Annotated in this window: 26 protein-coding genes, 1 pseudogene and 1 riboswitch; of the genes and pseudogenes, 10 read left to right on the top strand and 17 right to left on the bottom strand. The window is 64.2% G+C overall.

Annotation, left to right across the window (positions count from 1 at the left end; translation table 11 throughout):
* Positions 1-10 precede the first annotated feature (10 nt).
* The 7 genes from RHPLAN_RS14870 to RHPLAN_RS14900 all read right to left on the bottom strand — a co-directional run bounded on the left by RHPLAN_RS14870 (position 11) and on the right by RHPLAN_RS14900 (position 5,893).
* Positions 11-733, bottom strand: coding sequence for an ABC transporter ATP-binding protein (locus RHPLAN_RS14870; RefSeq protein WP_068019303.1), 723 nt, complete (start codon positions 731-733; stop codon positions 11-13).
* Positions 733-1,494, bottom strand: a complete 762-nt coding sequence (locus RHPLAN_RS14875) for an ABC transporter ATP-binding protein (RefSeq protein WP_068019306.1) — start codon at positions 1,492-1,494, stop codon at positions 733-735. Before RHPLAN_RS14875 ends, RHPLAN_RS14870 begins: the two co-directional genes overlap by 1 nt.
* Positions 1,491-2,459: a branched-chain amino acid ABC transporter permease gene (locus RHPLAN_RS14880; protein WP_068019309.1), complete on the bottom strand. Its 969-nt coding sequence runs from the start codon at positions 2,457-2,459 to the stop codon at positions 1,491-1,493. The genes RHPLAN_RS14875 and RHPLAN_RS14880 overlap by 4 nt, the downstream gene beginning before the upstream one ends.
* Positions 2,456-3,337 carry a branched-chain amino acid ABC transporter permease gene (locus RHPLAN_RS14885; RefSeq protein WP_068019313.1) on the bottom strand — a complete coding sequence of 294 codons (882 nt, stop codon included), beginning with the start codon at positions 3,335-3,337 and terminating at the stop codon, positions 2,456-2,458. The genes RHPLAN_RS14880 and RHPLAN_RS14885 overlap by 4 nt, the downstream gene beginning before the upstream one ends.
* 72 nt (positions 3,338-3,409) lie before the next feature.
* Positions 3,410-4,687, bottom strand: coding sequence for an ABC transporter substrate-binding protein (locus tag RHPLAN_RS14890; RefSeq protein WP_068019316.1), 1,278 nt, complete (start codon positions 4,685-4,687; stop codon positions 3,410-3,412).
* 136 nt (positions 4,688-4,823) lie between these two features.
* Positions 4,824-5,117, bottom strand: a complete 294-nt coding sequence (locus tag RHPLAN_RS14895) for a DUF6166 domain-containing protein (protein ID WP_068031219.1) — start codon at positions 5,115-5,117, stop codon at positions 4,824-4,826.
* A gap of 41 nt (positions 5,118-5,158) precedes the next feature.
* On the bottom strand, positions 5,159-5,893 hold the full coding sequence (locus tag RHPLAN_RS14900) for a GntR family transcriptional regulator (protein ID WP_237180146.1): 735 nt from the start codon (positions 5,891-5,893) through the stop codon (positions 5,159-5,161).
* Between the two features lie 96 nt (positions 5,894-5,989).
* Between RHPLAN_RS14900 and RHPLAN_RS14905 the strand changes: the two genes are divergently transcribed.
* Positions 5,990-6,373 carry a hypothetical protein gene (locus tag RHPLAN_RS14905; protein WP_068019319.1) on the top strand — a complete coding sequence of 128 codons (384 nt, stop codon included), beginning with the start codon at positions 5,990-5,992 and terminating at the stop codon, positions 6,371-6,373.
* 19 nt (positions 6,374-6,392) lie between these two features.
* On the opposite strand, the gene RHPLAN_RS14910 is transcribed toward RHPLAN_RS14905, so the two are convergent.
* The 3 genes from RHPLAN_RS14910 to RHPLAN_RS14920 form a co-directional block, all read right to left on the bottom strand.
* Positions 6,393-7,388, bottom strand: a complete 996-nt coding sequence (locus RHPLAN_RS14910) for a Bug family tripartite tricarboxylate transporter substrate binding protein (protein WP_068019322.1) — start codon at positions 7,386-7,388, stop codon at positions 6,393-6,395.
* Between the two features lie 6 nt (positions 7,389-7,394).
* Positions 7,395-8,396: an amidohydrolase family protein gene (locus RHPLAN_RS14915; RefSeq protein WP_068019325.1), complete on the bottom strand. Its 1,002-nt coding sequence runs from the start codon at positions 8,394-8,396 to the stop codon at positions 7,395-7,397.
* A 110-nt stretch (positions 8,397-8,506) separates the two neighbouring features.
* Entirely contained in the window at positions 8,507-9,583 is a 1,077-nt protein-coding gene (locus RHPLAN_RS14920; protein WP_157100276.1) for a Bug family tripartite tricarboxylate transporter substrate binding protein, read from the bottom strand.
* A 104-nt stretch (positions 9,584-9,687) separates the two neighbouring features.
* Positions 9,688-9,783: riboswitch (glycine riboswitch) on the top strand.
* Positions 9,784-9,913: 130 nt separating this feature from the next.
* On the opposite strand from RHPLAN_RS14920, the gene RHPLAN_RS14925 reads away from it, so the two are divergent.
* On the top strand, positions 9,914-11,293 hold the full coding sequence (locus RHPLAN_RS14925) for a D-amino acid dehydrogenase (RefSeq protein ID WP_084244918.1): 1,380 nt from the start codon (positions 9,914-9,916) through the stop codon (positions 11,291-11,293).
* On the opposite strand, the pseudogene RHPLAN_RS40535 reads toward RHPLAN_RS14925, so the two are convergent.
* The 4 genes and pseudogenes from RHPLAN_RS40535 to RHPLAN_RS14945 all read right to left on the bottom strand — a co-directional run.
* Positions 11,255-12,136, bottom strand: a pseudogene (locus tag RHPLAN_RS40535) (Bug family tripartite tricarboxylate transporter substrate binding protein); the annotation flags it as partial. The gene RHPLAN_RS14925 and the pseudogene RHPLAN_RS40535 sit on opposite strands and share 39 nt — an antisense overlap.
* 30 nt (positions 12,137-12,166) lie before the next feature.
* Complete coding sequence (locus RHPLAN_RS14935) at positions 12,167-12,568, bottom strand: cupin domain-containing protein (protein WP_068019334.1); 402 nt, start codon at positions 12,566-12,568, stop codon at positions 12,167-12,169.
* A gap of 66 nt (positions 12,569-12,634) precedes the next feature.
* Positions 12,635-13,036: a RidA family protein gene (locus RHPLAN_RS14940; RefSeq protein ID WP_068019337.1), complete on the bottom strand. Its 402-nt coding sequence runs from the start codon at positions 13,034-13,036 to the stop codon at positions 12,635-12,637.
* A 25-nt stretch (positions 13,037-13,061) separates the two neighbouring features.
* A complete protein-coding gene (locus RHPLAN_RS14945; RefSeq protein ID WP_068019340.1) occupies positions 13,062-13,739 on the bottom strand; it encodes a dienelactone hydrolase family protein in 678 nt (225 codons plus the stop codon).
* 181 nt (positions 13,740-13,920) lie between these two features.
* Between RHPLAN_RS14945 and RHPLAN_RS14950 the strand changes: the two genes are divergently transcribed.
* Genes RHPLAN_RS14950 through RHPLAN_RS14960 form a run of 3 tightly spaced genes read left to right on the top strand, consistent with a single transcriptional unit; the run spans position 13,921 to position 16,550 of the window.
* Complete coding sequence (locus tag RHPLAN_RS14950; protein WP_068019343.1) at positions 13,921-14,958, top strand: ABC transporter substrate-binding protein; 1,038 nt, start codon at positions 13,921-13,923, stop codon at positions 14,956-14,958.
* Between the two features lie 30 nt (positions 14,959-14,988).
* Positions 14,989-15,789: an ABC transporter ATP-binding protein gene (locus RHPLAN_RS14955; RefSeq protein ID WP_084244922.1), complete on the top strand. Its 801-nt coding sequence runs from the start codon at positions 14,989-14,991 to the stop codon at positions 15,787-15,789.
* Positions 15,786-16,550, top strand: a complete 765-nt coding sequence (locus tag RHPLAN_RS14960; protein WP_068019347.1) for an ABC transporter permease — start codon at positions 15,786-15,788, stop codon at positions 16,548-16,550. Before RHPLAN_RS14955 ends, RHPLAN_RS14960 begins: the two co-directional genes overlap by 4 nt.
* 6 nt (positions 16,551-16,556) lie before the next feature.
* On the opposite strand, the gene RHPLAN_RS14965 is transcribed toward RHPLAN_RS14960, so the two are convergent.
* The gene (locus RHPLAN_RS14965; protein ID WP_068019350.1) at positions 16,557-17,621 is read right to left on the bottom strand and encodes an Ldh family oxidoreductase; all 1,065 of its coding nucleotides are present in this window, start codon (positions 17,619-17,621) and stop codon (positions 16,557-16,559) included.
* Between the two features lie 197 nt (positions 17,622-17,818).
* On the opposite strand from RHPLAN_RS14965, the gene RHPLAN_RS14970 reads away from it, so the two are divergent.
* The 5 genes from RHPLAN_RS14970 to RHPLAN_RS14990 all read left to right on the top strand — a co-directional run bounded on the left by RHPLAN_RS14970 (position 17,819) and on the right by RHPLAN_RS14990 (position 23,417).
* A complete protein-coding gene (locus RHPLAN_RS14970; protein ID WP_157100277.1) occupies positions 17,819-18,538 on the top strand; it encodes a GntR family transcriptional regulator in 720 nt (239 codons plus the stop codon).
* Positions 18,539-18,574: 36 nt separating this feature from the next.
* A complete protein-coding gene (locus RHPLAN_RS14975; RefSeq protein WP_068019355.1) occupies positions 18,575-19,534 on the top strand; it encodes a Bug family tripartite tricarboxylate transporter substrate binding protein in 960 nt (319 codons plus the stop codon).
* Between the two features lie 65 nt (positions 19,535-19,599).
* A complete protein-coding gene (locus RHPLAN_RS14980; protein ID WP_084244924.1) occupies positions 19,600-21,378 on the top strand; it encodes a thiamine pyrophosphate-binding protein in 1,779 nt (592 codons plus the stop codon).
* 55 nt (positions 21,379-21,433) lie between these two features.
* Positions 21,434-22,534, top strand: a complete 1,101-nt coding sequence (locus tag RHPLAN_RS14985; RefSeq protein WP_198164930.1) for an amidohydrolase family protein — start codon at positions 21,434-21,436, stop codon at positions 22,532-22,534.
* A 100-nt stretch (positions 22,535-22,634) separates the two neighbouring features.
* Positions 22,635-23,417, top strand: coding sequence for a glutathione S-transferase family protein (locus RHPLAN_RS14990; RefSeq protein ID WP_068019358.1), 783 nt, complete (start codon positions 22,635-22,637; stop codon positions 23,415-23,417).
* A gap of 97 nt (positions 23,418-23,514) precedes the next feature.
* Here RHPLAN_RS14990 and RHPLAN_RS14995 read toward each other — a convergent pair whose 3' ends face one another.
* Together RHPLAN_RS14995 and RHPLAN_RS15000 are read right to left on the bottom strand one after the other, a co-directional pair.
* Positions 23,515-24,204 (bottom strand): glycine-rich domain-containing protein, encoded by a 690-nt coding sequence (locus RHPLAN_RS14995; protein ID WP_068019367.1) that lies wholly within the window; start codon positions 24,202-24,204, stop codon positions 23,515-23,517.
* Complete coding sequence (locus tag RHPLAN_RS15000) at positions 24,204-24,683, bottom strand: hypothetical protein (protein WP_157100278.1); 480 nt, start codon at positions 24,681-24,683, stop codon at positions 24,204-24,206. Before RHPLAN_RS15000 ends, RHPLAN_RS14995 begins: the two co-directional genes overlap by 1 nt.
* Between the last annotated feature and the right edge of the window lie 112 nt (positions 24,684-24,795).

A 24,795-nucleotide genomic window follows, 5' to 3' on the forward strand; every position in this document is an offset into this window, starting at 1 on the left:
CCGTGGCCGATCAAGCCGCCGGCCGTGAGCCGACCCCCTCGATGATGCGGATCACGGCGGGGTCCTTCGCCGCGTCGGCAGGCTTGCCTGCAAAGATGATCTCGCCCCGCTCCATGACGCAAAGCCGGTCGGCGAAGTCAGGGACGTGGTGGATGTTTGATTCGGCGATGAAGATCGCATGGCCGAAGGCGCGGATGTTGGCGAGGCCCTCGACGATCGACGGCACGATGGCGGGCGACAGCCCCTCGGTCGGCTCGTCGAGCAGCAGGAGCTTCGGACCGAGCGCCAGCGCGCGGGCGATCGACACCATCTTGCGCTCGCCGCCGGACAGCGCCTGGCCGCCGCGGTCGCGATAGCGCTCGAGCTTGGGGAAAACCCGGTAGGCGTCGGCGATCCGCTGCTCGGCGCTCCGCTCATTGCTGCAAGTCCAGGTCGGCATCGCGATGTTCTCGGCGACCGTGAGCTCGCCGAACACTTCGCTCTCCTCCGGCGAGAAGCCGATCCCCATGCGGGCGATCTGGTAGGGGCGCAGGCCGATCAGGCTCCGCCCCGCGAAGGTGATCGAGCCGGACACCGGTTTGCGAAAGCCCATGATGGTGCGGAAGCTCGTGCTCTTGCCGGCGCCGTTCCTTCCGACCAGACAAACGAGCTCGCCGGCGTTGACCTCGAACGACACCTGCCGCAGCACACGGCTGCCCTGGATGTCGACGACGAGATCGCGGACCGCGAGCATCAGTGGGGCCTCCGCTTGCCGACGACGGTCTCGATCAGATGCGGATCGGCAAAGAAGCGCTCCGGCGGCAGGTCGGCGAGGACGCGGCCTTCCGACAGCGCGATGATGCGATGCGAGTAGGCGGCGACCAGATCCATGTCGTGCTCGACCAGCACGATGCCCTTGATGCCGGCGGCCTTTGCCGCAGCGATCAGCGTTGTCATGATGCCGTGCTTGTCCGCGGTCGACACGCCGGACGTGGGCTCGTCGAGCAGGATGACCTGCGGATCGAGCGCAAAGGCGGAGGCGACATCGAGAAGCTTCTTCTCGCCCTGCGAGAGATTGGCAGACGGCGTATCGAGGCGCGGTGTCAGGCCGAAAATCTCGGCCACTTCGGCGACGCGCCGGCTGATCTCGGCGTCGCCGGCAAGGTGCGCGAACAGCCGCCAGCGTTTTTTCTGGCGCGACACCACGGCGGCGGCGATGGTTTCGGCGACCGTGAGCTGCGGAAAGATCTGGATGAGCTGGAAGGCGCGCGCGACCCCGCGATCGGCCAATTCGACCGGACCGATACCGGCCACGCTCTCGCCGAAGAAGCGCACGTCGCCGGTGGTGGGCCGCAGCAGACCGGTCAGGAGATTGACCAGCGTGGTCTTGCCCGCGCCGTTCGGACCGACGATCGAGACGAGCTCACCTTCGTGGATGGCCAGCGTCACGTCATCGAGCGCTTTCAGGGCTCCATACGACTTGCCGAGCCGCGTGGTCTCGAACAGCGCCGTCATGCCGCGCCCCGCTGCATGCGGGCGCGAAGCCCGGTGACGAGCCCGGCAATGCCGCTCGGGAAGCCGATCACGATCAGCGCAAGGACGGCGCCCAGCACGAAGCGCCAGTATTGCGTGAGCGACTGCAGTTGGTCCTGCAGCAGCGTGTAGGTCAGCGCGCCGATGATGGGGCCGAAGAAGTTGGAGAAGCCGCCGAGCACCGCCATGAAGACAAGCTGGCCGGACTGCGTCCAGTAGACCAGCTCGGGATCGGCGAGGCCGATGCGGAAGCCCAAGATCGCGCCGCCGATGGCGCCGAAGCCCGCCGAGATGACGAAAGCCGCGAGCCGACAGCGGTGGACATGCACGCCGAGATATTCAGCCTTGCGCGCATTGTCGCGGATCGTCTTCAGATGCAGCCCGAAGGGCGAATGCACCAGCCGCCACATCAAAAGGCCGGCGAGCACGAGCAGCGCCAGGCAATAATAATAGAAAGGGCCCGACAGGAACTCGATCTTGTTGTACTTCGCGAATTCAAGCCCGAGGATGTTCATGCGCGGCACGCGCATGCCGCTGTCGCCGCCGGTGAGGTGATAGAACTTGAACAGAAAGGAGTGAAACAGCATGCCGAAGGCGAGCGTCAGCATGCCGAAGAAAATGCCGGTGTAGCGCACGCAGAAATAGCCGATCGGGAGGGCCGCAAGCATCGAGGCAAGCGCGACCACGACAATGACGGCTTCGAAGGATTTGATGCCGAGAACGCCCGCGACGATCGCCGCGCCATAGGCGCCAAAGCCGAGAAACATGGCATGGCCAAAGGAGAGAAGGCCCGTGTAGCCGAACAGCAGATTGAAGCCGAGCAGCGCGATGGCGTAGCCGAAGAACGGCACCATCAGGCTCACGTAATATGGCGGCGCGACCAGCGGCAGCAGCCCGAGCAGAGCGATCCCCAGGATGGCGACGAGGCCCGCGCCGGAGAACTTCATAGCACCGGCCTCCCGAACAGACCGGCCGGGCGCGCCAAGAGCACCAAGATCACAATGAGATAGATCGCGAGCACCTCGAATTCAGGATAGATGACCAGCGAAAAGGCCCGCACGAGGCCCACGACCAGTGCGCCGGCGAGCGCACCGCGCATCGAGCCCAGGCCACCGATGACAACCACGGCAAAGGCCTCGATGACGAACTCGATCGCCATGTCGAGCGAGGCTGCGGCGGTCGGCACGACCAGGGCGCCCGCGGTGGTGCCGAGCACCGCTCCGAGCGTGAATACGATCGAATAGACGCGGCGCACGTCGACGCCGAGCGCCTCCGCCATGGCGCGGTTCTCGGCGGTGGCGCGCAGGATGCGACCGTAATTCGTGCGCTGCAGGAAGGCGCCGAGGCCGATTGCCGTGGCAATCGCTGCGGCGATCACCAGCAGGTTGTAGACCGGCACGCTGAAGTCGGGGGTGTTGATTGCGCCATAGATGAGGTAGCTGCTGTCGAGCGAGCGCGGATTGGAGCCCCAGAGGAAGCGGAACACGTCCTGGAACATCAGGACGAGAGCGAAGGTGAGCAGCAACTGAAAGCTCTCGTCGCGGCCGTAGACGGTGCGCAGCAGGCGCTCGATCGGGGGGCCGATGAAGCCGAGGAGGAGGCCAGCGACGATCAGGCCCGGCAGGATCAGCCAAGGCGAGAGGCCGAAGCCCTGCGCATAACCGAGAAACGTGATCCCGAAATAGGCGCCGAGCGCATAGAACGAGCCGCAGGCCAGATTGACGATCTTCTGCACACCGAAGACGAGCTGCAGCCCGGCCGCGACCAGGAACAGAACGGCGGCGTGAAACACGCCGCCGACGAAGATATTCGCAAAAGCCCACATCGATCGGATGCGTACCTAGAGTTTGCGCATGTCCTGTTCGGAAAACCGGTGCCCACTTTTCCGGGACATGCGCTAGACCTTGAACTGCGCGGTCTTGATCCACTCCCAGAAATTGGCGCCCGGCGGCTTCTGCAGATCGGTCGAGAACATGGTCTCGAACGCGCCGAGCGTGACGAAATCATAACTGTTGTTGTGCGTGGTGAAGCCCTGCACGAAGGTCTGGTCGGCGATGTGATCCTTGCGCCAGGAGCCTTGGCCGCCGAGGCTTTCCACCGACAGACCGACCATGGCGTCGATGACGTCGTCCTGCGACGGCCACGCGCCATTCTTTGCTTTCGCCGCCTTCTCGACTGCCGCCTTGTAGGAGGCGATGGCGAAGTAGGCGCGATCGGCCTCCCACTCCGGGTAGTCCTTGTAGGTCTTCTCGTACCAGGCGACGAACTCCTTCGCCAAAGCCGAGGCGTTCGGATTGGCGAAGTAGAGCGTGTTGTGGCCGAACAGCATACCTTCCGGCGTGAACTCCTTCTTCATCAGCGTGTGCTGCCAGCCGGCTGCCGGGAAGACGAGCTTGGTGTCCTTGGTCAGTTCCGCCGCGTGCGCCTGCTTCATGAACACCGGCAGGTCGGCAAACAGCAGCGAAGAGAAGATCAAGTCCGGCTTCGCGGCTTTCAGCGCCGCGACATGGCTGGTCAGGTCCATGGTGCCGACCTTCGGCCATTGCTCGGTGACGACCTTGTGCTCGATGCCGAAGCGCTTGAGGATGGCGATGAAGGCCGCCATGTTGTTGCGGCCGTAGGAATAGTCCGGGTTGATGCCGGCGACCGTGACGAACTTGCCCTTCCAGTGCTTGATGGTGAGCAGCGAGGACATCACCGCCTCGCACTCGTTGTCGGTCGAGCGGAACAGATAGCGCGGATTGGGAATCTTCTCGTCGACGCCGTCCTGCGTGGTGCCGTCCCAATAGATGGTCAGCGCGCGCGCCTCTTCGACCGCTGGGCCGAGCGCCAGACCCGCGCCGGTCGAGATGATGCCTTGCACGCAGTCGACCTTCTCCTGCTGCACGAGCTTGCCGAAGCGCTCGATCGTGTCCTTCGGGGAGGATTCCTCCTCGATGACGATCTCGACCTTGCGTCCGGCGATGCCGCCTGCCGCGTTGAAGCGCTCGACCGCCCATTGGGTGGCGCGGATGCCGTTCTCGCCCGGCGCCGCGGCAATGCCGGAGCGCGGCGCGAGGAGGCCGATGCGCACCGGCTTGTTCTGCGCAATCGCCGGCGCGAAGACGCCGCCGGATGCGGAGAGCGCGCCAGCTGCAGCCGCCGATTTCAATAGCGTGCGACGTGAAAGGCCCATCGGTTGTCCTCCCCTTGAAGCCATTTCCCCTCAAAGCCCCGGCCGTGGTTCCGGCCGGATTGTTCTATTTGGGCGCAATGATATATCAGACGCATGTCAGCAACAAGCGCGGGTAACCGCGAGACCTGTGGCGCAATCACGCGTGGGCGCGCAGAAACGCGTCGATCTCCTGTCCGTCGATCGTCCAATCGTTGTCAAAATTGGCGACGATCTCCGTCATGAAGGGTTGCGACAGCCTGACCGCCCGATCATGGTCGCCGAGATGGTCGTAGAGAATGGCCAGCGCCAGTTGCTGCGGGCTTTCTCCCTCGTAGGTCCACTCGAAGCCATATTTGGTGAACCGCTTGATCTCGTAATGCTCGTCGAGCCTTTTGCCGTCGGCGGTGACGCGGAGGCCGTCGATCGTGCGCTTGCCTTCATAGACCGTCATGATCACACCTCATGATCACACTTTATGATCACACTTTATGATCACACTTGCACCGTTGCACGCGTGAAGGTCTCGACATAGTCCATCAGCTTGTCGCTGGCGCGCGCCGCGGCGTCGGCATCGCCCTTGGCGATGGCGCGGGCCTGGTTGGCATGCAGCCGCGCGCAGAGCGGCAGGTCGGCGGCGTCGCGATAGTGCATGTACCAGAAGCGGCGCGAGAGCCCCTGCAACAGCTTCATCGAACGCTCGGCAAATTCGTTGTGCGCGGCTTCCAGCACCAGCAGGTTGAGCTCGCGATCGAGCCGCATGAAGGAAATATCGTCGTTGCGACTCGCCGCCTGATCCATCTGGCGGGCAATGTCCTGCAACTGCTCGCGCTGCAGCCTGGTGGCGCGTTCGGCTCCGGCACGGCTCAGCAGGCGCTCGAGCTCGCGGCGCACCTCGAGCACCAGCAGCTGGGTGCGTGGATTGAGATCGGACACCAGAATGCCCTTGCGCGACAGGATGGTGACGAGCCCCTCGCGGGCGAGGCGCTGCAGCGCCTCGCGGATCGGCGTGCGGCCGAAGCCATAGCTCGCGGACAGAAGCTGCTCGGACAGCACCTCGCCGGGCTTCAGCCGCAACGTGACGATCTGTTCCTCGATAATGCGATAGGCCTGCTCGGTCAGCGTCTCGGCCGGCATGACCTCGCGCGGGCGGCGCACCGGGCCCGCGAGCCGCTGCGCCGCCTGGCGGGCGGCGGCGCGGTGTCCGCTGGTGCGTCTGCTCGGAGCCACGTGAGGTGTCTTGTCTGATGATCTAATATATGTGTCATATATTAGCGAGCGGCGATTTCGTCGGTCAAGGGCAAGCCTGCATCTGCACGCCATCACATGCTGCCTGGAAGCGCCGTCATTCCGTTGCTGTCGTTCATGCTCCTGCTGTTGAGCGCAAGCCTGTGCGGACTTGCGGCCAGCGGGCACTTTCCGGCCGAGCATCGTGCGCCGGCCCTGCGCACGGACGCCGGCCGCGTCATCCTGTTTGGCTCGCTGGCGCTTTGCGTCCTGTGCCTGCTGGGAGGCGTCGCCCTGATCTGGCGCACAGTGCCGTGGTACGCGGCGGTGATCGGCGGCGGCGCGATGCTGCTCGCAGCCCCGCTGTTGCTGCAGCCGTTTCCCGACTCCTTCGTGAACGGCCGCGGCGCGCTCCTGGCCTTCAGCGGGCTGAGCTTGCTGACGAGCGCCGCGCTGTTCTGCGCGCGAGGAGCGGGTTTATAAAGCCGGTTGCGGCGCCGGGTCACGGCTCCTGGATATTCAACTCCTTCAACACGGCCGTGTATTTCGCCGTGTCGGATGCGATCGTCTGCTTGAACGCTGGGACGTCCAGGAGCAGCGGTTCCAGGTTTCCGGACACGTTGATGCGATCCCTGAAGGCCGGGCTTGCGAGCGTATCGCGGACGTCGGCGCGGATTTTCTCCAGCAGGCTCTCCGGCATGCCCGCCGGAGCGAACAGCCCCATCCAGGCGTCGACCGTAAGACCCGGGTAGGTCTCACCAAGCGTCGGCACGTCGGGAAACGCCGCGGATCGTCTGGTGCCGCTGATCGCCAGAGCCTTGAGCTTTCCGGACGCGATGATCCCGGCGCTCGCGGCGCCGCTGAATGCGGCCTGGACTTCGCCGCCCATGATGGCCGTCAGCGTGGCGTTGCCGCCACGGTACGGCACATGCGTCAGCTCGATCCCGGCACGCTTCTTCAGCATCTCCATCGCGAGCTGGTGCAAGCTTCCGACGCCAATGGAGGCATAGAGCAGAGGCGGTTTCGCGGCACGGGCGAGCGCGACAAAGCCAGCCAGATCGTTCGCTTTCACGCTCGGATGAACCAGCAACAGGAACTGATTTGAAACAACGCTTGCCACCGGGACGAAATCCCGGCCGGGGTCGAACGATGTCGACTTGTAGAGATGAGGATTGATGCAGAAGACGGTGTCGGGCGCCATGATCAGCGTGGTCCCGTCCGGCACGGCCCGGGCGGCGGACGCCATCGCGATGTTGCCATTGGCGCCGACCTTGTTCTCGACAACGACGGATGTTGCCCAACGTTCGGACAGCAACGGAGCCAGCACCCGCGCCGACACATCGGGTGCGGAGCCTGGCGCGAACGGGGAAATGATCGTGACGACGCCGCGCGGCCCCTTGGCATCTTGTGCCTGGGCGACCGCAGCAGCAAAGACAAAGACAGCGCACGCGGCGGCGCCGGCCTTCAGCAGCGTGAACAGTGCGGTTCTCGGACGCATCTGCCGTCAACCTTTCAGCTTGCCGCCCACGAGCCGCTCGATGTTTTCATGCCGCAGCTTCGCTTCACCGGAAGGGGAGAGCGCGAGCCGCGGAATCATATCGATGCCGGTCTGGATCGTGCCGAACGGGTGGTCGGTGGCGAACAGCACCCGGTTCTCGCCGAAGAACTCCAGTCCGCAACGCACCGCCGCATCTGCGCCGTGCATCGCCGTGTCGGCGTAGAACTGTTTCAGATATTGCAGCGGCGGCCTCCGCAACCGTTGGGTCCGCGCCTCGGGGCCCGTGTCTGATCGGTTCATCGACTCCCGCAGGAGCCCGCGTTCGGCGCGGACAGCGTGAAACGGGATCATGCCGCCCAGATGATGGGTGATGATCCGGATTCCCGGAAAGCGATCGAACAGCCCCGTCAGAACGAGCCGCATCATGGTGACGGCTGTCGCGTAGGGCCAGCCGAGAATCTGCGACATGTCGAAGTGCGAGTGTTCTTCTGCCGCAAAATCCGGGATCGACGGCGGACGCGTCGGATGCAGCCAGATGGGCACGCCAGACTTCCATGCGAGTTCGAACACGCCATCGAAGGAAGCGTGATCGAGCGGACGTCCGCCGACATCCGTGAACAGCTGGAGGCCGACGGCTCCAAGCTCACCGAGGGCGCGTTCGCCTTCCTTCAGACCCTGATCGGGATCGAGCAGGCACACCGACGCGACGAATCCTGGAAACCGGGTTGGATGGCGCGCCACCAGCTCGGCCATCTCGTCGTTGGCAATGACGGCGATGCGTCCACCGTCCTCAGCGTTCGCAACCTCTTCGATCGGCGGACTGGAGAGCGAGATGATCTGCTGGTAGTCGCCGAACTCATCCATGACGCGGAAGCGGCTTTCAAGGTCGTGCAGCATTCTCATCGCGGCGATGCGACTGCCCATCGTTCCGAAACCTGTGCCGAGCTTCTCCATGGCCGCCATCGTTCGCGTCGGCAGCACGTGGGTGAATACGTCGATCGTCGGCATTCCATTTCTCCTGTCGCCGCCTGGTGTCGGCAACGCTTTCGCAGCTTTGATCGACGGAGCCCAAACGTGTGTCGGGATCCTGTGTGATCAACGCTGCATCGCAAGCCGGCCTATTCGATCTTGATGCCGGCCGCTTTCACAACCTTGCCCCACTTCTCGGCGTCTTCAGCGGTGAATTTGGCGAACTCGGCAGGCGTGCTCGTGAACGGCTCGCTGTTGAGATCGGCCATCTTCGACCTGATGGCGGGCTCGGCGAGCACCGCGTTGATCTCCCGATTGAGCCGCTGAACGATCTCTGCCGGCGTGCCCTTCGTTGCGCCGATGCCGAGCCATCCGGTGACCGTGTAGCCGGGGACGGTCTCGGCGATCGTTGAGACGTTGGGCAAAAGTGACACGCGCGTCAGCGACGACACGCCGATCGCGCGAATCTTGCCGGCTTGAATCAGCGGCAGCGACGTCCCGGCGGTATCGAATCCGGCCTGCACGTCGCCGGCCGTCAAGGCCGCGAGCGATGCCGGCGAGCCGCGATAAGGCACGTGCAACGCATCGATGCCGGTTGCGATCTTGAACAGCTCGCCTGCGAGGTGGGTGAGGTTGCCGGTGCCGTTCGAGGCGAGATTAATCTTGCCGGGGTTGGCCTTCGCATAAGCGATGAATTCCGCGACGGTGTTCACCGGCAGCGACGGATTGACCAGCAGGATGAACGTGTCGTGGTTCAGGCTCGCGACCGGAATGATGTCTTTGGTCAGGCTGACCGGATTGCTTGGATAGAGCGACACGTTCACGGCATGGGGCGAGGCCAGGAGAAGAAGCGTATGGCCATCCGCCGGCGCTCGCGCAACGGCTTGCAGCGCGATGTTACCGCCGGCGCCAGGGCGGTTGTCGATGATGATCGGCTGGCCGAGCCGCTGCGACAGTGCGTCGCCGATGAGCCGGCCGATGATGTCGGGGATCGCGCCGGCCGGAAGGAAGACAACGAGCGATATCGGCCGCGACGGATAGCTTTGCGCCCATCCCTGGTGCGACAGGGCGGGAAGGGCTGCGGCTCCCAGGCTCAACTGAATGAATTGGCGGCGGGCCAGGCTCATGGATGCTTCCCCCGGTTGGCTCGCGCGTTGGTCGTGCGAGCAGATAGTTTTACCGACAACTAATTTGCCCTGCGCGAATTTGTCAACGTTCCGAGGCAAACTCTGGCTTGCGTCAGGTCACTGTAAGGGCCATGTCTGCAATGGAGCGCGAATCGGGTTATGATGGAGCGCTCGTTATCGACGGAGGATCGTTACCGGATCAAATTGTCATCTCGGAAGAGTCCATTCCGCAGCTGCGGCGTGGCGCCGACGGAGCAACCGCCCCGGAAACTCTCAGGCAAACGGACCGGGATGATTTCACACTCTGAAAAGTGGAGCGGCAGCTCCCGCCGGCGGTGTAAGTTGTCGTCCGATCCTCGGGCGACAATGAAGCTCTCAGGCCAATAACAGAGGGGGCGTTTCACATCCGCACAGCGGACAGGAGCGCCCATGATTCACTCTCACTCTTCCAAAGTCGCCGTCATTGGTGCCGGCGTCACCGGCATCACCACCGCCTATCAGCTCGCCAGACGCGGCTGCCGCGTCACCGTGTTCGACCGTCAGCGCTATCCGGCCATGGATACGTCGTTCGCCAACGGCGGACAGCTTTCGGCGTCCAATGCCGAGGTCTGGAACAGCTGGGCCACCGTCCTCAAAGGCCTGCGATGGATGTTCACGCCGGGCGCGCCGCTGCTGGTGAACCCGAAACCGTCCTGGCACAAGATTTCGTGGATGGCGGAGTTCGTCGGGGCGATCCCCCGTTACGAGGAAAACACCGTTACGACCGTTCGCCTCGCGATCGAGGCGCGCGCGCATCTGCTGCAGATGGCCGCGGACGAAGGCATCGACTTCGACTGCCAGCACCGCGGCATGCTGCATGTCTATCACAACAAGGCGGACTTCGAGCATGCCGGTCGCGTGTCTGCGCTGCTGGCCAAAGGCGGGCTGCAGCGCCATTCCGTCACGCCGTCCGAAATCCGAAGCATCGAGCCTGCGCTCAACGGCACGTTCTATGGCGGCTACCATACGCCGTCCGATTTCAGCGGCGACATCCACAAGTTCACCGTTGGCCTCGCACGCGCCTGCGAGCGGCTCGGCGTCGTCATGCGGATGTCGACTGAAGTCTCAGCCGTGCAGGCCGGCGCCGATGCGGTGTCGGTGACCAGCCGGCCGATCGGCGCGGACGCGCGCGACACGATCGAGCGGTTCGATCAGATCGTGGTCTGCAGCGGCGTGGGCTCGCGCGCGCTCGCGGCAAGCCTGGGCGATCGTATCAACATCTATCCGGTCAAAGGCTATTCGATCACCGTCGAGCTTCCGGAAAAGGCCGATCAGGATGCGGCCCCATGGACGGCCTTGCTCGACGACCAGACCAAGATCGTCAGCAGCCGGCTTGGCGCATCGCGGTTGCGCATCGCCGGCACGGCGGAATTCAACGGCATGAACCGCGACATCCGCGCCGAGCGGATCGCGCCGCTGCTCGCTTGGTGCCAGACGCATTTTCCGCGCGTGAGCACGCGCCAGTCCATGCCGTGGGCGGGACTGCGGCCGATGATGCCGGACATGCTGCCGCGGGTGATGCGTGGACGGAATCCGCGCGTGTTCTACAACACCGGCCACGGCCATCTTGGATGGACGCTGTCGGCGGCCACGGCCGACATGGTGGCGACGCTCGTCACCGGCAGCCAGAGCCAGCCGCGCGCGCGGTCACTTCTCGATCTTGATGCCGCCCTTGACGATGACCTCCCGCCACATGGCAGTCTCGGCCGTGATCCGCTGCTGCAGGGTGGCGGCGCCGTCGGCCGCGACATCGACGCCCGCGGCGTTTAAGCGTTCGCGCGCGTCGGCCGAGGTGAGCACCGCCACGGCCGCGCGCTCGATCTCGGCGCGGATGGCGTCTGGTGTTTCCTTCGGCGCCAGCAGCGCGAACCACGCACTGGTGTCGAAGCCGGGCAGGCCGGATTCGGCAATGGTCGGCGTGTCCGGCAGCTGCGCCTCGCGCTTTGCCGTGGTGACCGCGATCGCGCGGAGTTGGCCGCCTTTGATCAGCGGCAGCACCGAAGGCAGGTTGTCGAACATCGCCTGAACCTGGCCGCCGAGCAGATCCTGCACCGCGGGCGCGCTGCCCTTGTAGGGCACGTGCAGCAGGTCGATGCCGGCGCGCTGCTTGAACAGCTCGCCCGTCACCTGGCCGTTCGAGCCGACACCCTGGGATGCATAGGAGAGCTGGCCGGGCTTGGCTTTGGCGAGCGCGATCAGCTCCTGCACGGTCTTGGCGGGAACAGACGGATTGACCACCAGGACATTGGCGACGGACCCGGTGCGCGTGACCGGCGCAAGGTCGCGGCTCACGTCATAGGGCAGGCTTGGGTAGAACAGCGGATTGATCGTCAGCGCGCTGGACGCCACCGCGAGCAGCGTGTGGCCGTCGGGCGCGGATTTGGTAACGGTCGTGACGCCGATGCCGCCATTGGCGCCGGGCTTGTTCTCGACGATCACGCTCTTGCCCCAGCGCTCGGACAGCTTCTGCACCAGGATGCGGGCGATGATGTCGCTCGTTCCGCCGGCCTGATAGGGCGAAACCACCGTGACACTCCGTGACGGAAAGTCCTGCGCCTGCGCGGCGCAGGCGGGGGCGACGATCAACGCAAGAGCAAGAACGCGACGCAGCATCAGCTTCGGTCTCCAATCTGCTGTGTTTACTCAGCGAGCGTCCTGCTCGTCGGTGTACCAGTCCGGCTTCTGCGGATAGTGCGGGCCGTCATAGATCTCGATCACGACGGTCTCCTCGTGCGCAACGGCCGGACCGTGCACGTTGCCCTTGGGGTTGCAGTAGAAGCTTCCGGCGGTCAGCACGACCTTGGTCGCGGTGTATTCGTACCTGCCGCGCAGGCAGAACATGAACTGGTTCGCTGCATGCAAGTGCGGCTGCGGAATGCCCGCGCCCTTGTCGAACTTGATCAGCGCGATCGAGGCGCCGGTGTCCTCGTTGCGCCACAGCATCTTCTCGGAGATGCCTTTCAGCGACTTCTCGCGCCATGGCATGCCTTCCGACTGGATCAGGATTTCTTCGAGGCTGGGAGCGCCAGCGGGGAGCGTGGTCATCGGTGTTCCTCGTGATGTTTCTTGAAGAGCAAGAACCGTGCAATGGGCGCGGTCCCCACGCCGTCCTTACTTCGTCGGCAGAACCGCGATGGCGTTGATCTCGATGAGATAGTCGGGCGAGGTCATCTTGTTGATCTCGACCATGGTGGAGGCGGGCAGGGGCGCCTTGAAGTACTGGGCGCGAACCTTATGGATCGCGTCGAAGTGCTCCATGTTGCGGACATAGACGTCGACGCGGCAGATGTCGTCCATCGTGCCGCCGGCGGCTTCGACCGCGGCTTTCAGATTCTCGCAGACCTGCTTCGTCTGCTCGGTGATGTCGCCGATACCGGCGATGCTGCCGTCCGGACGCCGCGAGGTCATGCCTGAGATGAACACGAAACGGCCGGTCGCCTCGATGGCCGTGGCATGGGAGAACACGCCATTCGGCTGGCGCAGCTTCGGGCTCGTGATCTGAATTTTAGGCATTGCACTGTCCTTGCTTGCTTGTTGCTCAGTTCATCATCGACGCCAGGAATGCGAGCGAGCGCTGCAGCGCCAGCTCCGCGCTGGGCGCGTGAAAATTTGCGATCTCGTCGCAGTTGAAGCCGTGGCTCGCCGGATAGGTGTGAATGCTGACGCTCGCCTCGCTATGCGCCGCGCGGAGTTGCCGCGCATGGTCGGGTGTCGCGATCGGATCGTTATCGCCGAAATGCATCAGCACCGGGCAGCGCGGCTGCTCGGCCACGTGGGGCACGATCCCGGTGGCGTAATAGCAGACCGCGCCAGCGACGTTCGGAAGCTGCGTCGCGCTGCGCCAGGCCACCGTGCCGCCCCAGCAATAGCCGAGCACGGCGGTTTTGCCCGAGTCCCGGAGTTGCGTTTGCGCGGCGACGACATCGGCAAACACCTGCTCCCAGGAGATGCGGGTGCGCATGGCGCGGCCTGTTGCCGCATCGTCCTTGGAGTAGCCGAGCTCGAGGCCGGGGCTGATGCGATCGAACAAGGCCGGCGCCACCACGTGATAGCCCTGCGTGGCATAGCCGTTGCAAACGCTCTGGATGTGCGGGGTCACGCCGAAGATTTCCTGAACCAGAACAATGCCGCCGCGCGGCCGCGCATCGGGCTTGGCCTCGTAGGCGCTGAGGTTATGGCCGTCGCCGGCGCGAAGTGAGATGGGCCGTCCGATCATCCGTCGCGATGTCCTGATGGCCGCATCTTGGAAGAGGTCCAGGACAGCCAAAACCGATATCATAAAATATCATATATTTTCGAAAATCAATTGACATGCTGAAATTGTGGGTGCGATTATTTTTGGAGCGGACAAAGCCCGGGTCAATCAAAAGCATTCCCTTGTTGATGAGGAGATCCACATGAAACGGCTTGGTGCGGCAATTGGCTGCGCGGCTCTGCTGGCGTTGTTCGGCGCGGCGTTCGCCAGCGCTCCCGCGATGGCGCAGGAGCGCGCGCTGAAGAAGGTCACGTTCTCGCTCGACATCATCGTGCTGGGGCGGCACGCGCCGCTCTACGTAGCGCTCGACAAGGGCTACTACAAAGAAGAAGGTCTCGACGTGAATTTCGTCCCCGCCAAGGGGACCGCCGCGGCGATTCAGAACGTCGACAGCGGCATCGCGCAGATCGGCTTCGTCGACGTGGCCAGCCTGGTGGTGGCGCGCGCCAATGGCTCGGCCGTCAAGGTCGTCTCGGTCATCTACCAGAAGGCGCCGTACTGCCTGTTCTCGCTCGATCCCGGCGCCAACGTCACCAAGATTTCCGATCTCGAAGGGCTGAAGGTCGGCTCGAACGCGGGCAGCTTCATTCCGAGCATTGCCAAGGCGCTGATGCGCAAGAACGGTCTCGATCCGAACAAGCTCTCGGTCGAAAGCATCGAGCCCGCGGCGCGCATCGCGATGCTGGTGACCGACAAGATTCCTGCGATCGATTTCTTCAACATCAGCCGTCCGGCACTCGTGCGTGCCGCCAAGGAAGCCAAGAACGCGCAAGTGAAGACGTTCCTGTTCGCCGATCACGGCCTCGATCTCTATTCGAACGGCATCGGCGCCACCGAAACCTATCTCAAGGAAAACCCCGACGTGGTGAAGGGCTTCGTCCGCGCGACGCTGCGCGGCTATCAGTACACCTTCAAGCATTTCGAGGAAGCAGCCGAGATCATCCAGAAATATTCCAAGGCTCTGAAAAACGATATAACGGTCGAGGAGCTCAAGATCGTCGAAGAGTTGACGGTCACCCCCGAGGTCAAGATCAACGGCATCGGGTCGTTCACGCCGGCGCGCATGAAGTCGTCGGTCGAATGGATGGCGGAGAATGGCGGCTTCCCGCAGGACAAGACCCCGAAGCCGGAGGACGTGTACGCGGCAGGCTTCATGCCGGACAAGCCGGTGCTGCCCTGAGACGCTTTCGCAACATTCGATCGGCGGCCAATGCCTGAAGCAGTGAACGGACGCGACGACGCCCGGCGGACGCCGTTCGGGCGGGTCGTCGGGGTGTCCAAGACCTTCGAGACCGGCGAGCAGACCGTCACGGCGGTCAAGGACGTCTCGTTCGAGTTCAACAAAGGCGATCTCGTTGCTCTGCTTGGACCGAGCGGCTGCGGCAAGACCACCGTGCTCAAGATGATGGGTGGGCTGATCCCATCGAGCGGCGGCCTGCTGGAGTTGGATGGTCAGGCGATCGTCAAGCCGTTCCCCGGCGTCGGCGTGGTGTTTCAGGCGCCGACCTTGATGCCGTGGCGCAGCGTGCTCGCGAATGTGCTGTTTCCGATGGAGGTGTTGGGAAAAGGCGGCGCTGCGGCAACGGCCCGCGCGCGGGAGATACTCAAGCTGGTCGGGCTCGAGGGTTTCGAGCAGGCCTATCCGAAGCAGTTGTCGGGCGGCATGCAGCAGCGCGTGTCGCTGTGCCGCGCGATCATTCACGAGCCCTCGATCCTGCTGATGGACGAACCGTTCGGTGCGCTCGACGAACTGACGCGGTTGGAAATGAACGACCTGCTGCTCGATATCCGCCGTGTCACCAAGGCCACGGTGCTGTTCGTCACGCACAGCATCGCCGAGGCGATCTATCTTTCGGATCGCACCCTGGTGTTCTCCAAGCGGCCCGCGACCATCGCAAAAGAGCTGAAGGTCGACATTCCGTATCCGAGATCGGCGCAGTCGCGCTTCCTTCCGGAGTTCCATGAGTTGGAGCGCGAGGCCGGGATTGCGCTCGGCGTGGTGAAGCCATGAGCAAGCGCGTTTTGAAGATCGTCTATCCGTTGCTGGGCACAGCGATCATCATCCTGGCATGGCACTACTACGTCGTCTTGTTCAAGGTGCCGGCCGTGGTGCTGCCGACACCGCTTCAGGTGCTCATGGCATTGGTTCAGCGGTGGCAGTTGCTGACCGAAGAGCTCTGGATCACGGCGCTGGAATGCATCTACGGATTCCTGCTCGCGCTCGGCATCGGCATTCCGATCGCGGTCGTCATGACGTATTGGCGCGCCGCCAATCAGATGTTCTACCCGCTGCTGGTGGCGAGCCAGTCGATCCCGAAAATCGCCATCGCGCCGATCCTGCTGGTCTGGTTCGGCACCGGAATCCAATCCAAGCTCGCGATGGCGTTTGTGACCGCGTTCTTTCCAGTGGTGATCGACACCGCGACCGGCCTTCGCGCCACGTCGCCCGAGCTTCTCGAGCTGGCGCGGTCGTTGCAATGCTCGCGATTGCAGACCTTCCTCAAGATTCAGCTTCCGTCGGCGCTGCCGTTCATCTTTTCCGGCGCCAAGATCGCCGTCACGCTTGCCGTCATCGGCGCGGTGATCGGCGAGTTCGTCGGCTCCAACGAAGGGCTGGGCAATCTGCTGCTGGCCGCGAATTCCCAGCTCGATTCGCCGCTGGTGTGGGCTTCGCTCGTCGTTCTGAGCCTGCTCGGGATGGTGCTGTACGGCGCCGTGGTGCTCGCCGAAAAGCTTCTGATGCCGTGGGACGACGATGCCCACGGTCATTGAAGTGTTTCAGGGGACGAGCGGATGAGGCGAGACGCCAAGCTTCGTGGCGTAACGCGTCAGCATGTCGACGACCGCGGGCGGCAGCGTCAGCTGGCCTTGCGCGCGTTCGCGTTTGCGCCACTCGGGCTCGCCTGGCGTGAACAACTGGTCGACGCCCGGAGCCCGTTTACCCGAGCGGATTTGTTCGGCCGCAGCTGCCGCTGCCGACTTGAACGCCGCGACATCGCCGAAATGCGCAACGTCGACCGCGATGAAGATGTGCGAGCAATCGTAGGGCCTGGCGAAATCGCCATAGAGCGGCTGGACGTCGCGTCCGGTCGCCCCGCCCGAGAGCAGTCCACAAATGAGATCGATGAGCAGCGACAGGCCGAAGCCTTTCGGACCGCCGGTCGGCAGCAGCATTCCGGCGATCGCGGTTTCCGGATCGGTGGTGGGGCTGCCTTGCGCATCGACGGCCCAGCCGGCCGGAATGGGTTTGCTCTGCTTCGCCGCCATGCGGATCTTGCCCATCGCGGCTTCGCTGGTCGCCATGTCGAGCACCAGCGGAATCGCGCCGTCGGTCGGGACCGCGATGGCGAGCGGATTGTTGCCGACCACGCGCTCGGCGCCGCCGGGCGCGGGCATCAGGGGCCGCGTGTTGCAGCCGACGATGCCGATACAGCCGGCTTCCGCCGCGCGCACCGCGTAACGCCGCGCCGTGCCGAAGTGGAAGCCGTGGCGGACCGCGACGATCCCCGCGCCAAGGCGATGGGCGCGCTCGATGGCGAGGCCGATGGCCTGATCGCCGGTCAGATGACCGAGCGCGTTGCCGGCATCGAGCACCACCGCGACGCTTCGGTCGGACACCACCGTGCCCGCGTCCGCAGTCGAAACCGAACCGGCCTGGATACGGTCGACATAAAGGTCCACCAGCATGACGCCGTGCGAGGCGAGGCCTTCGAGATCGGCGTCGACCAAGCCGTCCGCGACCGTCTGCGCCGCGGGCTCGGCGAGTCCTGCGGCGACGAAGATTCTACGGACAAGTCCGGCCAATGCTTCGGCGGACACCGTGACTGTGGTGGTTGCATTCATGCGGCGGCAAAATCGTCGGATTTAAAAGGCGTCGTTGCGGCTGGCGGCTTGATCGGCGCACACTTTCAAGATATTTTCTGCAAGTCAAATGATTATCGAAAATATGGTCATCCGATGCAGGATGCTTGCCTTTGCGAGTTGTCCGACGGTCCAGTAAAAGGACCGCCCATTGTGAATGGCCGGGATTCGATTTGATCATGAAAACCACTGAAGCCCCCAAATTCGAGCGTGAGAAGCAGGTCGTCACGCAATCGGCTCAGGTCTGGCAGCGCATCCGTTCCGACATTCTGGTGGGCGATCTGCTGCCGGGCGCGCGGCTGCGGATGGAGGATCTGCGCGAGCGCTACGGAGTGGGCTTCAGTCCGTTGCGCGAAGCCTTGATGCGGCTCGAAGCGGAAGGCCTCGTGCTGCTCCGTCAGAACAAGGGCTTCCAGGTGCTGCCGGCATCGGCGGAGAATTTGCGCGACGTCTGCGCGGTGCGGCGCGAGATCGAATGCCTGGCGCTGCGCTGGTCGATCGAGCGCGGCGACCTGACGTGGGAGACTCACGTCGTCGCGGCGTTTCATCGGCTTTCGCGCGAGACCAAATTCGAGGGCAGCAGCAACCGGCTGAGCCGGCCGTGGGTCGAGGCGCACCGCAACTTCCATGCGGCGCTGACCAGCGCCAGCGGCTCGGTGATGATCGAGACCTTCCGTGAGACGGCGTTCGACCAATCCGAACGCTACGTCGCGCTTTCCATTTCCAATACCTCCCGTCCCCGCGAGGACGTCGACGAGCATGAGGCGATCATGAAGGCGGCGCTCGCGCGCGACGCCGATCGCGCATGCCGCCTGTCGGCCGCGCACATCGAGCGAACGATGTCGAAGGCGGAGGCCGCGATCCTGGTGCCGGCAGGAGTGCGCCGCAAGCGACGCTGAACTCCAGCGCCGGGCGGCATCAACGAAGAGGTCGTTATGCGCTGTTTTCTGGCTGTGCTCGCAATCCTCGGTTCCGTCCAGACTCAAGCCTGGTCGCAGAGTTATCCGTCCAAGAATGTCACGCTGGTCGTCCCGTTTGCGCCCGGCGGCGCCTCGGACATCATGGGCCGCGCCGTCGGCCAGAAGCTTTCCGAAATCTGGAAGCAGCCGGTGATCATCGAAAACAAGCCCGGCGCCAGCACGACCCTGGGCACGGCTTACGCTTCGACCCAACCGGCGGACGGCTACACGCTGCTGCTCGCGCCACCGCCCTTCGTCATCATGCCGCACGTCTATTCCAACCTGCGCTACAAGGCGCTGGAGGATTTCCGCGCGGTCTCGGTGATCGCCTATTATCCGCTGGTCACCGTGGTGAGCAATTCGCTGCCAGTGCACAATCTGAAAGAGCTGTTCGAATACGCCCGGAAGAATCCCGGCACGCCGTTCGCCTCCGTCGGACCGGGGTCGTCGCCGCACCTGATGTCGGAGTACATGGCGCTCGGCGAGAAGCTCGACATGGTGCATGTGCCGTATCGCAGCGGCGGGCAGGTGTTCGCCGATCTCATCACCGGGCGCATCTCGTTCTATTCGGGGCCCTCGACCGAAGTGCTGCCGCAGATCCGTGCCGGCAAGGTCCGCGCCATCGCGGTGCTGACGGAAAAGCGCATCAAGCAGTTGCCGGACGTTCCGACCTCCGTTGAGCAGGGCTTCGGTAAATACGTCGGCTCGTCGTGGTCCTCGATCGTGGTTCCCGCCAAGACGCCGGACGACATCGTCGCGAAGATCGGAGCCGACATCGCGACGGTCGTCAAAGACCCGGACTTCCGCACGAAGCTCGAGGAGCAGGGCGCGGAGTTTCTGGAAGTCACGCCCGCACAGGCGCAAGCCTTCCTGGTCAAGGAAGACAAGCTGTGGGGACCGCTGGTCACCGCGAGCGGCGTCAAGCCGGAGAACTGATCGCACTTTCTTCGTAACAGGGCCGCGCAGTTCGCGCGGCCTCAACACCACCAAAGTGAGAAGACATGAAAGACCTTGAAAGGCCGGTAAACAAGGCTGCCCCGAACGACATGGGATGGGCGAGCGACGTCGCAGCCGAGATGCTGCGCAAGCTGAACATCAAATATGTCTCGCTCAATCCCGGCGCGAGCTATCGCGGCTTCCACGACAGCCTGGTGAACTATCTCGGCAACGGCTCGCCGCAGATGCTGCTGTGCCTGCACGAGGACCACGTCGTCGCCATCGCGCATGGCTATGCCAAGGTCGCCGACGAGCCGATGGCCTGCGTGCTGCACAGCAATGTCGGCCTGATGCACGGCTTGATGGCGGTGTTCAACGCGTGGTGCGACCGCATGCCGATCCTGGCGCTCGGCGCGACAGGGCCGGTCGATGCGGAGCGGCGGCGGCCGTGGATCGACTGGATCCACACCGCGAAAGACCAGGGCGCGCTGCTCCGTAACTTCACCAAGTGGGACGACGAGCCGCGCTCGCCGGCCGCCATCGTCGAGGGCATGCTGAAGGCCTATCAGATGGCGACCACGCCGCCCTACGGGCCGGTCTATGTCTGTCTCGATGCGGGCCTGCAGGAGACCAAGCTCGACCGCTCGGTCTACGTTCCCGATCCGAGCCGCTTCCGCGCCGCGGATGCGCCGTCGGCCTCCGAGGCGCAGCTTTCGGCGCTGGCCGATCTGATCGCGGCGGCGAAGAAGCCGCTGTTCCTGTTCGGGCGCGGTTCGCGCAAGCAGGACGCCTGGGATCGCCGCGTCGCGCTGGTCGAGCACTCAGGCGCTGCGGTGCTGACGTCGATCCGCGAGCGCTCGGTGTTCCCGACCGATCATCCGCAGCACGCGGTGCCGCCGTCCTACTGGCTGAGCCCCAAGGCCAAGGAGGTCGTGACGGATTCCGATCTGATCGTCAGCTTCGACTGGGTCGACCTCAACGGTTTCTTCCTGCAGATCTCGAAGAAGACCGCGGACACTAAAGCCAAGGTCGCGCATGTCTCGCTCGATCACGCGCTGCATAACGGCTGGAGCATGGACTACTTCAGCCTGCCGCCGATCGATCTGCCGGTCGCGGCCGACGCCGACGTGCTGATCGCGCAACTGCTGCCCGTGCTGCAGAAGCGCTTTGCCAAGCGGCCGGCGTCCCGCAGCACCGGCAAGAGCACGCTGGCTCCCGCCGAATACTCCGCCAACAGCGCGACCGAGATCATGCCGCGCGACGTCGAGGTGGCGCTGCAGAAGATCAGGGGCACGCGCAAGTTCAGCCTGGCGCACACCACGATCGGCTGGGCCGGCGACGTCTACCCGTTCCACGATCCGCTCGATTTCCTGGGCCACGACGGCGGCGCGGGGCTTGCGGCTGGTCCCGGCATCACGGTCGGCGTGTCGCTTGCGATGAAGGACAGCGGCCGGTCGGTGGTCTCGGTGCTCGGCGACGGCGACTTCATGCAGGGCGTCTCCGCGCTCTGGACCGCCGCGCATTATTCGCTGCCGGCGCTCTATATCGTCTCGAACAACCGCTCCAACTTCAACGACGAGCTGCATCAGGAAGCCGTGGCGAAGATCCGCGCCCGGCCGGTGGAGAACCGCTGGATCGGCCAGCGCATCGATCATCCGCAGCTCGATTTCGCAGCGCTTGCGCGGGCGCAGGGCGTCGAGGCCGAAGGCCCGGTGAAGAACGTGCCGGATCTCGAAGCCGCCATCCTGCGCGGCCTCAAGGTCGTCGAGCAGGGACAGCCGTATCTGATCGACGCCCATGTGGTGCCGGGCTACGCCACGCCGCCGCTGGCGCGCGGCGAGTAGGGAGCAGGCAAGACGTCGAGGGGCGAAAGGCATTTCCAACGTTGAGGTGACAACCATGACAATGCTCAATGCCACGCCTCCCGGCGCCTTCCGTTGTGACACAAGTCACGTCCACACCGCCGGCTGCTGCGGCCGGCGGAATTTTCTCAAAGGCATGGCCGCGATGGGCGCCGGCGCGCTGTTTGGCGCCGGCACCGCGAAGGCGCAGACGGCAGCCTCTGAGAAGCCGTTCCGGATCGACGTCCACCACCACTTCTCGTCGCCGGGCTTCATCGCGGAGATCACTGGCCGCAAGACCGGGCAGGTGCCGCTGATGCGGCTCACCGCGCAGAAGTCGATCGAGGACATGGACAAAGGGGGCGTCGCGACCTCGATCCTGTCGATCAGCGAGCCCAGCGTGTTCTTCGGCAACTATGACGCGGCCCGCGCACTGGCGCGCGAGACCAACGACTTCGGCGCGCGTCTGGTCAGGGAGTATCCCGGCCGCTTCGGCCTGTTCGGCACCGTCCCGCTGCCCGACGTCGAGGGCTCGCTGCGCGAGATCGAATACGCGCTCGACACGCTGAAGGCCGACGGCATCTGCATGATGACCGACTACGAGGGCAAGTTCCTCGGCGATCCGGCCTTCACGCCGGTGATGGAGGAATTGAATCGCCGCAAGGCGGTGGTCTACACGCATCCGTTCCGCAACGCCTGCTGCCGCAACCTCGTACCCGACGTGTTCGAGCCTGCCATCGAGCTCGGCACCGACACCACGCGAACCATCGCGAGCCTCATTTTCAGCGGCACGGCGCCGCGCTTCCCCGATATCAAGTTCATCTTCTCGCATGCCGGCGGCACCGCGCCCTATCTGGTCCAGCGCTTCACGTTCCTTGCCGACCTTCGCAAGGATCTGAGATCACGATTGCCCGAAGGGCCGATCCACTATCTGCAGCGCTTCTACTACGACACCGCCAACGCCTCGACGGTCTATCCGCTGGCCTCGCTGATGAAGCTCATCAAGCCGACCCAGCTGGTGTTCGGCACCGACTTCCCGTTCCTCACGGCGAGCGGCACGGCGACGGAGCTCCGCGAGACCGGCATGTTCAGCGCCGCGGAGTTGCGCCTGATCGAGCGCGGCAACGCCGAAACCATGATGCCGAAATACAAGACTTGAGCCGGGGATGGGGCCATGACGGATGCGCATCCGTCATGGCCGTTCCGGTTGCGAAATCCCTGCTAGACTCCCTCCGGCGAGAAACTTCAGGGAGACGCCGGTGCTCGAGCTCTATCACAACAACATCTCGGTCTGCGCGCAGAAGGTCCGCGTCGTCCTCTCGGAAAAAGACCAGCCGTGGACCAACCATCATCTGAGTCTCGCGCGCGGTGAACAGCTCACGCCCGAGTTCAAGGCGATGAATCCGCGCGGCGTGGTGCCGGTGCTGGTGCATGACGGCAACGTCATCGTCGAGTCGAGTGTCATTTGCGCCTATCTCGATGAGGTGTTTCCGGACCCGCCGCTGATGCCGAAGAAGCCGGTGGAGCGGGCGACGATGCGGCTCTGGTGCAAGCTTCCCGACGACATCCTGCACATGGCTTGCGCCACGGTGAGCTTTGCGGTTTCGTTCGGGCCCCAGCTCAAGAAGCAGATGGGCGACGGCCTCGAGGAGCGGCTGATGAAGATGCCGGACCCCGCACGGCGCGAGCGGCAGCGGGCGCTCATCGAAAAGGGCATCGAGACGCCGTTCTTCCGCGACCACATCAAGGTGTTCGAGAAGACCTTCGGTGAGATGGAGGCGCAGCTTGCCAGGACCAAGTGGCTCGCCTCGGACACGTACACGTTGGCCGATGCCGAGATCACGCCCTATGTCGAACGCATCGACCGGCTTGGCCTCGACGCCATGTGGGAGAAGCGCCCGCGTCTTGCCGACTGGTTCGCCCGCATCAAGGCGCGGCCGAGCTTCAAGGCGATTTCCGATTATCCGCCGACCGATTACGACGACACCGGCCGTGACGGCCGCAAGAGCTGGTCGCGGATCAAGGAGCTGATCGCGTCCTAATCTGACTGCGTCAGAAGAGAGCGAAGCGCCTATTGTTGTGCCCTCTCCCACAAGGAGAGGGCACAGTAACGAACGACGGCACTTTGACGCAGTAGAACTAGCCGGCGACGCGAAGAAAGCGGTGCTGCACCAGGGTCGTGACCAGCGCGACCTTTTCCTCATCGGTCAGTTCGCCGGGCAGTTCGCGCACATAGAATGCGCCGGTTTCCGCGATGAACGTGATGGCCGACACCGCGATCGAATTGATGGCGAATTCCACCGTGCCATCGCCGCTCAACAGTTCGAGATTGCCGCCGGTCTCCTGCATCAGCAGTCTGCCGATCCGCTGGTCGATGACGCGCCGGTTGAGGCTGACGCTGCGGTCGTCGTGCCAGCAGTCCGGCAGCGGCTCACCGTACATCGTCTCGTAACGCGCGGCGAACTCCGCGAACGTCGCGGTCGGCACGTCGGGAAACGTACCGCGCTCGGGCTTGGGCGCATTGCTCGGCGCGTGCGGCAGATAGATGCCGTAGTGGCGCTCGCAGAACTCCATGTACTGCCGGGTGAACAGCACGAACTGGTGCCACACCTCGTCGACGCGGTGCGAGTACATGTCCCAGATCCGGCTGCGGTCGGCCCGGTTCAGGTACAGGAAGCGCTTGACCTCGCGGAACAGCGCGTCCGCTTCCTCCGCGTTCGCGCAGAGGCGGTCCTTCACCAGCTTCTCGATCAGATAAGGCGCCTCGAAGTCGAGCGAGGCGGTGCTCGCCCTGCCGGCGCTCTCCGCAGGATTCGCGGTCGCAAGCATTACTGCGCCTTGGTCTGCGGAATGCAGGTGCAGACGCCACAATAGTTGGTGCAGTGGCTCTGGCAGGTGCCGCAGGAGCAGATACAGACACAGGTGTCAGCCACGGCCTTGCGAAGCTGCATGGTGAGCCGGCCTGCCCGCACCGGCACCATCTCGTCGCCGCTCAACGCCGGGCCGTTGCCAAACTCGGTGGTGCGGGTCTTGATGACCGTGATGCGCGCGCCTTTCCGGATCAGCACGAAGCGCTTGCCGAGCGTGTTGCCCTGGACGTCTCCGGTGTCGACGATGTCGTCCTTGGCGATCTCGACGCTGGTGGTCGTGTCCGATATCGACGCGTAGAGCCGGATGTAGCCGTCACGATCGGTCTCGCCGATGAAGCCGCGCAGCACCGACACGTCGTCGCTGCCGCCCTTCAACGCCGTTTGCAGTTGCTCGTTCGGCGCGAATGCCGCCTCAGTCGAACGTCCAGCCTTGGCCATGGTCGCCTCCTTCAAAAATCTCGCGAATATGGCGCGCATCGTGGCATGGCAAAGGATACCGTTGGCAGTAATGGGGTAGGGGTGCGCCGTGGGCTTCGGCACACCCGGGTTG

The organism is Rhodoplanes sp. Z2-YC6860, from assembly GCF_001579845.1.
Classification (GTDB): Bacteria; Pseudomonadota; Alphaproteobacteria; order Rhizobiales; family Xanthobacteraceae; genus Z2-YC6860.

Bases quoted from the DNA above. Each gene is read 5' to 3' on its own strand.
- RHPLAN_RS14870 (WP_068019303.1), bottom strand. From the start codon at position 733: ATGCTCGCGGTCCGCGATCTCGTCGTCGACATCCAGGGCAGCCGTGTG.
- RHPLAN_RS14875 (WP_068019306.1), bottom strand. From the start codon at position 1,494: ATGACGGCGCTGTTCGAGACCACGCGGCTCGGCAAGTCGTATGGAGCC.
- RHPLAN_RS14880 (WP_068019309.1), bottom strand. From the start codon at position 2,459: ATGAAGTTCTCCGGCGCGGGCCTCGTCGCCATCCTGGGGATCGCTCTG.
- RHPLAN_RS14885 (WP_068019313.1), bottom strand. From the start codon at position 3,337: ATGTGGGCTTTTGCGAATATCTTCGTCGGCGGCGTGTTTCACGCCGCC.
- RHPLAN_RS14890 (WP_068019316.1), bottom strand. From the start codon at position 4,687: ATGGGCCTTTCACGTCGCACGCTATTGAAATCGGCGGCTGCAGCTGGC.
- RHPLAN_RS14895 (WP_068031219.1), bottom strand. From the start codon at position 5,117: ATGACGGTCTATGAAGGCAAGCGCACGATCGACGGCCTCCGCGTCACC.
- RHPLAN_RS14905 (WP_068019319.1), top strand. From the start codon at position 5,990: ATGCTGCCTGGAAGCGCCGTCATTCCGTTGCTGTCGTTCATGCTCCTG.
- RHPLAN_RS14910 (WP_068019322.1), bottom strand. From the start codon at position 7,388: ATGCGTCCGAGAACCGCACTGTTCACGCTGCTGAAGGCCGGCGCCGCC.
- RHPLAN_RS14915 (WP_068019325.1), bottom strand. From the start codon at position 8,396: ATGCCGACGATCGACGTATTCACCCACGTGCTGCCGACGCGAACGATG.
- RHPLAN_RS14925 (WP_084244918.1), top strand. From the start codon at position 9,914: ATGATTCACTCTCACTCTTCCAAAGTCGCCGTCATTGGTGCCGGCGTC.
- RHPLAN_RS14935 (WP_068019334.1), bottom strand. From the start codon at position 12,568: ATGACCACGCTCCCCGCTGGCGCTCCCAGCCTCGAAGAAATCCTGATC.
- RHPLAN_RS14940 (WP_068019337.1), bottom strand. From the start codon at position 13,036: ATGCCTAAAATTCAGATCACGAGCCCGAAGCTGCGCCAGCCGAATGGC.
- RHPLAN_RS14945 (WP_068019340.1), bottom strand. From the start codon at position 13,739: ATGATCGGACGGCCCATCTCACTTCGCGCCGGCGACGGCCATAACCTC.
- RHPLAN_RS14950 (WP_068019343.1), top strand. From the start codon at position 13,921: ATGAAACGGCTTGGTGCGGCAATTGGCTGCGCGGCTCTGCTGGCGTTG.
- RHPLAN_RS14955 (WP_084244922.1), top strand. From the start codon at position 14,989: ATGCCTGAAGCAGTGAACGGACGCGACGACGCCCGGCGGACGCCGTTC.
- RHPLAN_RS14960 (WP_068019347.1), top strand. From the start codon at position 15,786: ATGAGCAAGCGCGTTTTGAAGATCGTCTATCCGTTGCTGGGCACAGCG.
- RHPLAN_RS14965 (WP_068019350.1), bottom strand. From the start codon at position 17,621: ATGAATGCAACCACCACAGTCACGGTGTCCGCCGAAGCATTGGCCGGA.
- RHPLAN_RS14970 (WP_157100277.1), top strand. From the start codon at position 17,819: ATGAAAACCACTGAAGCCCCCAAATTCGAGCGTGAGAAGCAGGTCGTC.
- RHPLAN_RS14975 (WP_068019355.1), top strand. From the start codon at position 18,575: ATGCGCTGTTTTCTGGCTGTGCTCGCAATCCTCGGTTCCGTCCAGACT.
- RHPLAN_RS14980 (WP_084244924.1), top strand. From the start codon at position 19,600: ATGAAAGACCTTGAAAGGCCGGTAAACAAGGCTGCCCCGAACGACATG.
- RHPLAN_RS14985 (WP_198164930.1), top strand. From the start codon at position 21,434: ATGACAATGCTCAATGCCACGCCTCCCGGCGCCTTCCGTTGTGACACA.
- RHPLAN_RS14995 (WP_068019367.1), bottom strand. From the start codon at position 24,204: ATGCTTGCGACCGCGAATCCTGCGGAGAGCGCCGGCAGGGCGAGCACC.
- RHPLAN_RS15000 (WP_157100278.1), bottom strand. From the start codon at position 24,683: ATGGCCAAGGCTGGACGTTCGACTGAGGCGGCATTCGCGCCGAACGAG.